We start from the raw sequence: 11,135 nt of genomic DNA, 5'->3' as shown, positions 1-11,135 counted from the left end.
CAAGAATGCCGCTTACCCGGCGGCAATGGATGCGCTCAAGGAAGAAGAGACGATTGCAGAGGAGACCAAATTGAGGCAGAACAAGTATTTGAATAACGTAATTGAACAGGATCGTCGGCCTATTAAACGCATTGTGAGATCGATGATGGGATTCGAGTCCTTTAATAGTGCTAGAAGAACCTTGAGAGGAATTGAAGCGATGAACATGATTAGAAAAGGACAAGTGAAAGGGATAGAACAAGGGGATAGTGTATCTCAAGTAAGGTTTATTGAATCAATCTTTGGAATTGCTGCATAGAACAGAGCGAATGATGTAGATTATTCAGCGTTAAAAATTCTTGCGACAGAACCGTCCTATTTACCTTACCACCCACCAGTTTTTGCGACACAACCGGTAAAACCAGGCAAGCGAGGTATGATCCTGTATTTTATCTCTTCTCTAAAGTTATGTTTGTTGTCAATGCCCTTTTTGTCACTCTACTCATCGAACCGCTTTTAGCAAATCATACAGGCTTTGAAACTGCTGAAACAGTTTTTCATAGGTTGGTTCCGAAGCTGGATGGATTACCCTTTTGTCGCCTGTCACTTGTTTCAAGATATCCTCCAGTGAAGCTACACCTGCCCCAACGATCGCTAATAATGCTGCACCATAGGCTGCTCCTTCTTCTGCTTGAGGAATGACGAGCTTCATTTGCAGCGCATTTGCCAGGATTTGCAGCCACAGCTCTGATTTAGTACCGCCTCCAGTTGCAATGAAAGTATCTACCGCCGTCAGGGGAACCATGACTTGATGTACTGCCCGTAGGCTGAGTGCCACACCTTCCAACAGAGCGCGGATCAGATCTGACTGACCGTGTGCCAAAGCTAGATTAATCCATGCACCTCTCGCTCCAGGGTCAAGGTAGGGCGATCGTTCTCCAGCCAAGTGGGGGATAAATAAAACCCCTCTCGCCCCAGCAGGCGATCGTTCTGCCAAAGCCATCAGCTCAACATAGTTAGCCTCCGGTGCAAAGATATCGCGATACCAGCGCAAAGAACCCGCAGCAGCTAACGTGACACCCAGCAAATGATAGCTACCATCTGCATGGCAAAACAGATGAATGCGTCCCTGCGGATCGGGAGTTGGCTGGTCAAGCGGCGCAAAAATGACGCCAGAGGTTCCCAGACTGATACTGCCTTGGCGCAAATTCGCTGAAGAGATGCCTAAGCCGATTGCCGCTGCTGCATTATCCCCTCCTCCAGCGACCACAGGCAGTCCTGCAGGCAGTCCGATTTTCTCTGCCAGTTCCGGCTTGAGCCGTCCGCCGATCGCAGTTGACTCAATCACCGCTGGAAACAGATCGACGCTCACCCCCAATGCCTGAAGCACCTCTTCATCCCACTGACGCGTTTCGAGATGCAAGCAGCCTGTTCCTGATGCATCCGAAGGTTCCGTAAACCACTCGCCCGTCAGCACATACCCCAGATAGTCCTTGGGCAGGAGAACTTGCTGAGTCCGAGCATAGGCCTCTGGTTCCTCGCTGCATAGCCAGATAATTTTTGGAAGCTGAAACCCGGTCACAGCAGGATTACCCGTACGCTGAATGAGGGTCGATCGCGGCACAATCGATTCGATCTGGGAAACGGCTTGCTCGGTGCGCTGATCGTTCCACAAAATTGCCGGACGAACCACTTGCCCTTCTGCATCTAGAGCAACCATCCCGTGCATCTGACCGGACAATCCCAACCCGATCACCTGATCTGCCTCGATTTGCTGTGCAACTTCCTTGAGAGCTAACAAGCTAGCAGATGTCCACTCGACCGGATTTTGCTCTGTCCAGCCTGGACAGGGAGACAGCAAAGGGTAGCTGCGCGTCGCCTGAGCCACCACCTTTCCTGATAGATCGATCGCCACGACGCGAACCCCGCTCGTTCCCAGGTCCAAACCTAGCGCTATGTTCCTCATCCCAAAATTCCTTATCAATTAATCGTTTGCCGTTGCCAAAAGCTTCTGTGCTGATTCCTTATCTGTAATGAGTCCGTTAATGAGCTTGCCCTGCAAAGCTGCCCGAATCGCTTCTATCCTCTCCGAATCACCTGCTACGCCAATTACCAGCTTTTGAGCAGGCTGTTCTAGCGGTACACTGGCAACGCGACTGTTCGTTGCTCCTTCAATCAGCATTCCTTCACGATCGTATGCCCAGCCTGCAATTTCACCCACGGCTCCAGCCTCGACTAACTCTGTCACTTCTGCATCATTAATAAATCCATCCCGATGCAGGGGGCAGTCCCAGCCAATTTGACCGATACCAACAAAGGTTGCTTTTGCCTGCTCTGCCAGAGCTTTGATTGTGAGAAACGATCGCTGCGTCTGGAGTAGCTGTCGTTCTTCTACGCTGGTGGCAATCACCGGAGTTGGAACGGGGTATGCTTGAGAGCCAACGCGATCGGATAAATGCATCACCACTTCATGCCGACCTGCATGACCGTAATGAGACAAATTGCCAACGATCGAAATGACCTTGTGCTGGGGCTGGTTCATGGGCGAAATCTGCTCCACCACTGATCGAAGCATTCGTCCAGAGGAAAACGCAAGGATGAGCGGCGTGCGTGTCATCAGGTAATTTTCCAGATGGGTCGCCGCACAGATGCTAATGCCGTTCCGTGGATCAGTTGTTGTAGGAACGACTTCGCAAACGGCAAGTCCCCATCGATCGCGCAAAGCTTCTGCCAGGGCAATACAGTTGCTGAGCGGGTAATCGAGCCGAAATTTGATCAGCCGTTCACTCACAGCTAAAGCAACCATACGCTGTGCGGCCTGTCGAGAGATTTGTAACTTGATCGCAATCTCATCCTGAGTATTTCCGGCAATGTAATAGAGCCATGCAGCGTGGGCAGCAAGGTCAAGTTTTCGATCGCGGCGAATTGAGGAGAAGTCGTTCATGGCGGATAAAGGGGGAGAAAGAAAATTCAGAATGAAAAGCAGCGCGATGACTATTGTTCATCGAAATCACGACAAATTAATCATCTGAAACTTGTCAGCGAAAGAACAGCCTTCATCAACACCGTTTCGCTAAAAACCCCACCAAATCTTCATCTTTTTGAGCATTTACCTAAGGACTGAGAAAATGCTCAATTCTTGGATGAAGCCATGCTACTGCCCACCGGTGATCTCTAGATTGAAGCCTGTAATATAGGTTGCTTCCTCGCTCATCAAGAAAGCAACTCCACTAGCGACCTCTTCCAGGCTGCCCAATCGCCGCATCGGTACGGACTGAATCATCTGCTGCTCTACGACTTTTGGATCGGTGTCAAAATACTGCGAACCAACTGCCGCTTGGAGTTCCGTTTGCCTCGTCCACATATAGCCAGGTCCGATCAGGGCAGGCGATAGCGCATTAACACGAATCTTATGGAGAGCCAAATCCTTGGCTGCTGTTTGTGTCATCCCAATCACCGCAAACTTTGATGCACCATAGGCCAGCATATTCGCCGGACCGACTACGCCTGCATAGCTCGCAGTATTAACGATCGCACCACCACCCTGCTGTTTAAGACAAGTTGCAGCAGTTTTAAGCACATGAAATACTCCAACGACATTAATCTCAATTACTTTCCGAAAATCATCTTCTGGATAATTATCGGTCGTTGCAAATGCCCCTTGATAGCCTGCGTTGTTAAATACATAATCAATATGCCCAAACTGGTTGATTGCCCGATCGAAGGTTGCTTTGACTTCATCAACATTTGTGACATCACAGCGTAGTGAGGCGATCGGCACTTTGTAGTTTGCCAACTCTGCAGCAACTTCTGCCTGCTTCGTTTCATTTAAGTCCAGTAGGATGATTCCCGCGCCGCTGCTCGCAAAGCGATGAGCCACTGCCCGCCCAAAGTCACCTGCACCGCCTGTAATCAAAATTGTTTTATCAGTGAAAGAATAGGTGGCTGTCCCCGCTTGAGTTGCCATTGATTTGTATCCTTTTGTAGATAAGCTTTGAGTTGTTTTTTGAGAGGATTAGCTCAATTGCATGACCCTGGTTTGCTGCGTAATGAGGTGGATTACAAAGTAATGCAGCAGAAGTGCAACAGAGGCTGAAATGATTCGAGGATAAGCAAACGCTACTTTAGCTGTCTTCGAATATGTATCAGGTTCATCAATAAATGTTGCAACTTCCCTCTTTTCCTCTCAGGCTTCTGTGAAAGCCATCTATATTCTTATTATTGAGCATCTGCTCGAACCCTGAGTATTAAATCAAGATAAATCAACAATCTTTCGCCAAGGAGTTAATGCGATGCGAGTACCCCGCTTCGCCAAGCTATTTTTTGCGATGTGCGTCGGTTTTTTCCTGGTGCAGCTTCATGCCTGCTCACCCCAACAGTCCAACCAGGCAAGCGGTGGTGGCGGCGGCGAACAAGCGACCCTGACGATCGCCACGGTCAATAACGCCGACATGGTGGTGATGCAAAGGCTATCGAACCAGTTTGAAAAAGACAACCCAAATATCGACTTGAATTGGGTGGTGCTGGAGGAAAATGTCCTGCGGCAGCGCGTCACCAACGACATTGCCAATAAGGGCGGACAATTTGACGTGATGACGATCGGCACCTACGAAGCTCCAATTTGGGGTAAGCAGGACTGGCTGAGGCCGCTGGAAAATCTTTCGGCGGACTATGATGTGAACGATATTTTGAAGCCAATTCGAGATGCACTGTCGGTAGACGGCAGGCTCTATGCACTGCCCTTCTACGGCGAGAGTTCGATGCTCTACTACCGTAAGGATCTGTTCCAGCAAGCAGGCATCACGGTTCCGGAACAGCCAACCTACACCCAGATTAAGGAATGGGCAGCTAGGCTGCACAACCCGAATGCGGGTGTGTATGGCATTTGTCTACGAGGCAAGCCAGGTTGGGGTGAGAATACGGCCTTTGTTACCACGATGGCGAACGCTTACGGCGCAAAGTGGTTTGATGCAAATTGGAATCCGCAGCTGACTAGCCCAGAATGGAAGGCAGCAGTGAATGACTATGTGTCGATGCTGAAGCAGTACGGTCCTCCAGGAGCAAGCTCAAACGGCTTTAATGAAAACCTGGCTCTGTTCTCCACCGGCAAGTGCGGCATGTGGGTGGATGCAACGGTGGCGGCTGGTTTGTTGTCGAACCCGCAGGAATCTCAGGTGGCAGACACAGTGGGCTTTGCACGCGCGCCGATTCAAGCGACGGGCAATGGTTCAAACTGGCTATGGGCGTGGTCATTGGGAATTCCCAGTTCGTCTAAGTCACCGGAGGCAGCTCAGCAATTTATCGAGTGGGCAACTTCGAAGGAATACGTTCAGCTTGTTGCACAGGAAAATGGTTGGGTTGCTGTTCCGCCGGGAACTCGCGCTTCTACCTACGCCAATGCGGAGTACAAGAAAGCCGCTCCCTTTGCGGATACCGTGCTGAAGTCGATTGAATCTGCTCAGCCGGGACCGACTGCCACTAAACCTTATACAGGCATCCAGTTTGTGGGAATTCCTGAATTCCAGGCGATCGGGACTCAGGTCGGTCAAACGCTGGCGTCAGCTCTCACGGGTCAGGTGTCGGTAGACCAGGCGTTGCAGCAAGCACAGTCCTCTACAACGAATGCGATGAAGAGTGCAGGCTACCTCAAGTAAAGCTGGCAGCCGCGAGGGTGATTTGAGCAGGACAAAAATTAGGCTACTTGCTTGAGATTGCCCTCAAAGCAGCTGGTGCTGTGGTGATAGGTATAAGGGTGGGTTTCAAACCTGCCCCTACAAGATCCATGACTCACCTCATGGATACGAATTCTGCTTCAACAAATTGTTTTGAGATTCATCTCTATATCCATTCACATTTATGTCTTCACTGACATTTCAACCCAATCCGCAAGCTGGACCCAAAGGCCGATCGCGCCGATTACCCAATACGTCTTTGCTGACTGGACCATCGATCATTGCTTTACTGCTATGGATGATTGTGCCGCTCGTGATGACGGTATGGTTTTCGTTTCAGCGATATAACCTGATTAATCCGGCTCTGCGTGGCTTTGCCGGGTTTTCCAACTATACGCGCCTGCTCAGCGACGGATCGCTCTGGTCTTCGATCGGCGTCACGCTCATTCTGGTCGGCTCGGTGCTGGTGATTACGATCGGCTTCGGAATACTGCTGGCAGTCCTGTTTAACGAAGAGTTTTGGGGACGCGGGGTTGCCCGAATCCTTGCAATTAGCCCTTTCTTTGTCATGCCAACCGTGAGTGCGCTGATCTGGAAAAATCTGCTGATGCACCCGGTCAACGGTCTGTTTGCCTTTTTTACTCGCTCACTGGGACTGGGGGCAATCGACTGGTTCGCGCAGTATCCGCTCCTGTCAGTCATTTTGATTGTGTCGTGGGAGTGGCTGCCGTTTGCGCTGCTGATTTTGCTGACAGCGATTCAGTCTCTCGATCAAGAGCAGGTCGAAGCGGCTCGGATGGATGGGGCAAAGGCGATCGCTACGTTTCGGTTTGTCACGCTGCCGCACCTGAGTCGAGCAATTGCCGTGGTTGCCATGATTGAAACCATCTTCCTGCTGACCATCTTTGCGGAAATCTTTGTAACGACGGCAGGGGGACCAGGACTGGCGACAACGAACTTGGCCTATCTCATCTACATTCGGGCACTGCTGGATTTTGATGTGGGCGGTGCGTCGGCAGGCGGTTTAATTGCGGTCGTGCTGGCGAATATTGTGGCAATTTTCCTGATGCGTCTCGTCGCGAAGAATCTGGAGACCTGAAACCTAGAGCGAATTTACTGGAAACTAAAATGGCAACTCAATCCGATCGTAGGCTCTATCGCAAAATATGGCTTTCGCTGCTGGGCTGGGCAGCCGGAATACTGCTGTTTTTCCCCGTCTTTTGGATGTTTTTGACCAGCTTTAAACCTGAAGTCGAGGCGGTTTCAGCCGTGCCGCAGCTCTTCTTTCAGCCAACGCTGGAAAACTACGCCACCATTCAGGAACGGGCAAACTACTTCAACTTTGCGATGAACAGTATCGTCATCTCAGTCGGCTCGACGCTGCTGGTGCTGCTGTTGGGCGTTCCGGCGGCATACGCGATGGCATTCTTTCCCACTAAGCGAACTAAAAGTACACTGCTGTGGATGCTGTCTACTAAAATGCTGCCTTCTGTAGGCGTTCTAGTTCCGATTTACATTTTGTTTCGCAACTCTAATTTGCTCGATACACGCATTGGTTTGATTTTGATCTATACGCTGATTAATCTACCGATCGCCGTTTGGATGATTTACACCTTCTTCAGAGACGTTCCGAAAGAAATCCTTGAAGCGGGTCGGATGGATGGGGCAAAAACTCGTCAAGAGTTATTTCACGTCCTGTTACCGCTTTCTCTCCCCGGCATTGCTTCTACTGCTCTCCTCTGCATCATCCTGTCCTGGAACGAGGCATTCTGGAGCATCAACTTAACCACGACCAACGCAACACCCCTGACTGCTTTTATCGCCTCCTTTTCCAGTCCACAGGGTTTGTTCTGGGCAAAGCTTTCTGCCGCCTCTTCACTGGCGATCGCCCCCATTCTGATTTTTGGTTGGATGAGTCAGCGTCAGCTTGTCCGAGGTCTCACGTTCGGCGCAGTTAAGTAAACGTCCGCTCAACCCTATTCCCTTGTACTTTTACTTCACCAACCTGTCCGTAAGGAGAAACTATGGCATCCGTCACGCTCAGAAACATTCGCAAACGATATAGCGATACAGAAGTCATTAAAGGCATCGACTTAGACATCAACGATCGTGAATTTGTGGTTTTTGTTGGTCCGTCAGGTTGCGGGAAGTCAACCCTGATGCGAATGATTGCCGGACTGGAAGACATCACCTCAGGCGATTTATTGATTGACAGCAAACGCTCCAACGACATTCCCGCAGCCGATCGCGGATTGGCAATGGTATTCCAAACCTACGCGCTTTACCCCCATATGACTGTTGCTGAAAATATGGCGTTCAGTTTGCGGTTAGCAGGGGTTCCCAAAGCACAGCGGCTACAGCGGGCGCGAGAGGTAGCAAGAATCCTTCAGCTTGAGCCGTTGCTCAATCGCAAACCCAGAGAACTCTCTGGCGGACAGCGACAGCGTGTGGCGATCGGACGGGCACTGGTCCGCAGTCCGAAGGTCTTTTTGTTTGATGAACCGTTGTCAAACCTGGATGCTGCGCTGCGGGTGCAAATGCGGATTGAATTAGCCCGCCTGCATGACAGCCTGCAAGCAACAATGATTTATGTAACGCACGACCAGATCGAGGCAATGACTCTGGCAGACAAGATTGTCGTGCTGCAAGCTGGCGTGATTGAGCAGGTGGGATCGCCACTCGAACTCTATCACCATCCCCGCAATTTGTTTGTTGCTGGATTCATTGGTTCACCCAAGATGAATTTCCTGTCTGCGACAGTGACTGGCATCAGTGAGTTTGAAGGCGTGACGATAACGCTGAAGAATCGAACGGCAATTACCCTTCCAGTGCATGCGAGAGGGGTGAAAATTGGTGATGCTGTGACGCTGGGAGTTCGTCCAGAACATTTGCAGCTCGTTGGTTCACATCAGACAGATCATCATGGAGCCAGTTCCCGCACCATTCAGGGAGAAGTGCTTGTTGCAGAGCACTTGGGCGGTGAAACTTATCTCTACTTACAGATGGAGGGTGGCGAAAGCTTGATGGTGAAAGCGGACGGCAACAATCGCAGCAATCTACACGATCGCGTTTCCGTTCAAATCGATCGAGATACCTGTCATTTGTTCAATTTAGAGGGAGTGACGCTTCCTCCGCTCCAGCATTCGGCAGTTCCTCAAAGCGTTTAATCCTCAAGGTTCCCTCTCGCGGCAATTTTTTGGGGAACCTTTTGTAATGAAGGCTTCAAAGTTCCGGCGTTGCTGAATCGAAGAATGAAGCCAAAAATTGATATCCTGTATTGCCCCCGTAGTTCTCTTTCTGCCCCACGTTTGGGGGACTTCCGAACTGATGAACGAGCACAGCTTCTGCCGGGTTGGGAGGCTAGGGGGGCGAATCATACGCTATTCAGCAACGCCGCAGTTCGTTAGGAGCGGGGGCAAAGTGAAGAATGAAAGGGGCAATGTAGCATTGCAAATACTTTTCAAGCATTCTCTAATTTACGTTTGACAACATTATTCCTGCATTAATCGAAAATAAGGAATTATGAATCTCCAAACTCATGCTCCAGTTCAGCTAACAGAAGCTACTTTATTCCATCTCTCTCCTGAGATTCGCATTCCTCAGTACGATCGCCACACCATTACTCCGGGGATTGTGCATATTGGTGTCGGTGGATTTCATCGGGCGCATCAGGCTGTTTATCTGGACGACTATTTTCATCAAAGCGACGATAAACAGTGGGGAATTGTGGGCGTCGGGCTGCTGGAATGGGACAAGCGGATGCGGGATGCGCTGCAATCGCAGGACTGTCTCTATACGCTCGTAGAACGTTCGGCAGCAAGCGATCGGGCAAGAATAATTGGCTCAATTGGCAAGTATCTTTATGCCCCAGATAATCGTCAGGCAGTAGTCGATGCAATGGCGGCACCAGAGTGCAAAATCGTCACGCTCACTGTTACCGAGGCAGGCTATTACTACATCGAAGGCAGCGGTGAACTGGATGTAAACCATCCCACGATACAGTATGATTTGCAGCATCCCGAGCAGCCGATCGGTGCCTTCGGATTTCTGATTGCAGCACTCGATCGCCGTCGTCAAGCCGGATTGCCGCCCTTCACCATCCTGTCCTGCGATAACATCCAGGGCAACGGGAATGTGACTCGTAAAATGGTGACCGCTTATGCTGAACTAGCGAACCCCAGCTTAGCTGCCTGGATTCAAGAAAACGTCAGCTTCCCCAACAGCATGGTGGATCGCATTACGCCTGCCACGACGGATGCCGATCGTGCGATGGTTGCCGAGCAGCTTGGCATTCAGGACGGCTTCCCGGTCGTGACAGAACCGTTTATTCAGTGGGTGATCGAAGATAATTTTTGTGCCGGAAGACCTGCTTGGGAAACGGTAGGTGTCCAGTTTACCAACGATGTACATTCCTACGAAAAAATCAAGATTCGCTTGCTTAATGCCAGCCATTTGCTGATTGGTTATTTAGGTGAGCTGGCAGGCTATCGCTATGTGCATGAAGTCATGGCAGACCCACTGTTTCGTCGGGCAGTTGAACAACTAATGGAGGAAACGACCTCAACATTGAAACCCGTTCCCGGTATGGAGCTAACTGCCTATAAGCAAACTCTCATCGAGCGATTCTCGAATCCCAGAATGCCAGACCAGCTTCCCCGCCTTTGTCTCAACGGAGCCGCCAAAATGCCGAAATTTGTCCTGGGAACGGTGCGCGATCGGCTTCAGCAATCCGCTTCTGTGAACTATCTGGGTTTAGTCGTTGCGGCTTGGTGTCGCTATCTTCAAGGCACGGACGATCAGGGACGCAAGATTGTGATTGATGACCCGATGGCAGAGATTCTCACCGACCGGGCACAAAGTTCAGACGCCCCGCGATCAATCCTGCGCCTGACTGAAATCTTTGGCGAAGATCTATCCCAGGCTCAGGAATTTGTGGAGGTAGTCACCGCTCATTTCCACAGTCTGCGCGATCGGGGAGCAAAAGCAACGCTGGCAGATTTAGCTTAGCCTCGAAGCTTATTTTGCAGTTGATGCACGCCTGTGTCAATCCGTTGCACCATGCGTTCTGAAAATTCGGCGATCGTCGCAGCATCGACTTGCGTTAAGCCCTTTTTGCCGTCCCGTCAAATTTTGGGTTCTGTCGCAAGAATTTTTAACGCTGAATAATCTACATCATTCGCTCTGTTCTATGCAGCAATTCCAAAGATTGATTCAATAAACCTTACTTGAGATACACTATCCCCTTGTTCTATCCCTTTCACTTGTCCTTTTCTAATCATGTTCATCGCTTCAATTCCTCTCAAGGTTCTTCTAGCACTATTAAAGGACTTGAATCCCATCATCGATCTCACAATGCGTTTAATAGGCCGACGATCCTGTTTAATTACGTTATTCAAATACTTGTTCTGCCTCAATTTGGTCTCCTCTGCAATCGTCTCTTCTTCCTTGAGCGCATCCATTGCCGCCGGGTAAGCGGCATTCTTG

At 50.3% G+C, this 11,135-nt stretch carries 10 protein-coding genes; 6 read left to right on the top strand and 4 right to left on the bottom strand.

All coding sequences use genetic code 11. The annotated features are described in order from the left end of the window. The coding region (locus NDI45_RS29375; protein ID WP_348249901.1) for a DDE-type integrase/transposase/recombinase at window positions 1-298 on the top strand (298 nt) is incomplete at its 5' end. Window positions 299-481: 183 nt separating this feature from the next. Here the strand turns inward: NDI45_RS29375 and xylB are convergent. From xylB to NDI45_RS29360, 3 genes are all read right to left on the bottom strand, one after another. Continuing rightward, a complete protein-coding gene (xylB, locus tag NDI45_RS29370; protein ID WP_348249900.1) occupies window positions 482-1,945 on the bottom strand; it encodes a xylulokinase in 1,464 nt (487 codons plus the stop codon). An 18-nt stretch (window positions 1,946-1,963) separates the two neighbouring features. Beyond that, window positions 1,964-2,923, bottom strand: coding sequence for a sugar-binding transcriptional regulator (locus NDI45_RS29365; protein ID WP_348249899.1), 960 nt, complete (start codon window positions 2,921-2,923; stop codon window positions 1,964-1,966). A gap of 210 nt (window positions 2,924-3,133) precedes the next feature. Further along, on the bottom strand, window positions 3,134-3,946 hold the full coding sequence (locus NDI45_RS29360) for an SDR family NAD(P)-dependent oxidoreductase (protein WP_348249898.1): 813 nt from the start codon (window positions 3,944-3,946) through the stop codon (window positions 3,134-3,136). Between the two features lie 325 nt (window positions 3,947-4,271). On the opposite strand from NDI45_RS29360, the gene NDI45_RS29355 reads away from it, so the two are divergent. The 5 genes from NDI45_RS29355 (at window position 4,272) to NDI45_RS29335 (ending at window position 10,658) form a co-directional block, all read left to right on the top strand. Then, window positions 4,272-5,633 carry a sugar ABC transporter substrate-binding protein gene (locus tag NDI45_RS29355; protein WP_190792641.1) on the top strand — a complete coding sequence of 454 codons (1,362 nt, stop codon included), beginning with the start codon at window positions 4,272-4,274 and terminating at the stop codon, window positions 5,631-5,633. Between the two features lie 202 nt (window positions 5,634-5,835). Next, entirely contained in the window at window positions 5,836-6,750 is a 915-nt protein-coding gene (locus tag NDI45_RS29350; RefSeq protein WP_348249897.1) for a sugar ABC transporter permease, read from the top strand. A 29-nt stretch (window positions 6,751-6,779) separates the two neighbouring features. Beyond that, a complete protein-coding gene (locus NDI45_RS29345; protein WP_190792639.1) occupies window positions 6,780-7,613 on the top strand; it encodes a carbohydrate ABC transporter permease in 834 nt (277 codons plus the stop codon). A 62-nt stretch (window positions 7,614-7,675) separates the two neighbouring features. Beyond that, window positions 7,676-8,818 carry a sn-glycerol-3-phosphate ABC transporter ATP-binding protein UgpC gene (gene ugpC / locus NDI45_RS29340; RefSeq protein WP_348249896.1) on the top strand — a complete coding sequence of 381 codons (1,143 nt, stop codon included), beginning with the start codon at window positions 7,676-7,678 and terminating at the stop codon, window positions 8,816-8,818. A 355-nt stretch (window positions 8,819-9,173) separates the two neighbouring features. Continuing rightward, complete coding sequence (locus tag NDI45_RS29335; protein WP_190792637.1) at window positions 9,174-10,658, top strand: mannitol dehydrogenase family protein; 1,485 nt, start codon at window positions 9,174-9,176, stop codon at window positions 10,656-10,658. 179 nt (window positions 10,659-10,837) lie between these two features. On the opposite strand, the gene NDI45_RS29330 is transcribed toward NDI45_RS29335, so the two are convergent. Further along, window positions 10,838-11,135 (bottom strand): DDE-type integrase/transposase/recombinase (locus NDI45_RS29330; protein WP_348249895.1); only part of this gene is annotated, 298 nt, incomplete at its 5' end.

This window comes from Leptolyngbya sp. GB1-A1 (genome assembly GCF_039962475.1).
GTDB lineage: Bacteria > Cyanobacteriota > Cyanobacteriia > Elainellales > Elainellaceae > Leptolyngbya_A.
This window is presented reverse-complemented; position numbering and strand designations above follow the sequence as displayed.